1 protein-coding gene is annotated in these 204 nt (G+C 70.6%); it reads left to right on the top strand.

Going from position 1 to position 204, the window contains the following annotated elements; genetic code table 11:
* Positions 1-17 precede the first annotated feature (17 nt).
* On the top strand, positions 18-204 hold a 187-nt coding region (locus J0695_RS43250; RefSeq protein ID WP_242553844.1), incomplete at its 3' end, for a MarR family transcriptional regulator.

The following is a 204-nucleotide window of genomic DNA, read 5'->3' as shown; positions in this document are numbered from 1 at the left end:
CCCTGGAGACGGTCGGCATGCGCAGCCGGTACTTCTTCGTGCTGGCCTCGCTGGCCGGCGGGCCCGAGCTCTCCCAGCAGGACCTGAGCCGGCTACTCAACCTCGACCCGACCACGGTCGTGACGGTCATCGACGAGATGGAGCGCAACCAGCACGTCGAGCGGCGGCGCACCCCCGCCGACCGGCGGCGGTACAACCTGATCC

Origin of the sequence: Streptomyces beijiangensis (assembly GCF_017315755.1) — a bacterium.
Taxonomy (GTDB): Bacteria; Actinomycetota; Actinomycetes; order Streptomycetales; family Streptomycetaceae; genus Streptomyces; species Streptomyces beijiangensis.
This window is presented reverse-complemented; position numbering and strand designations above follow the sequence as displayed.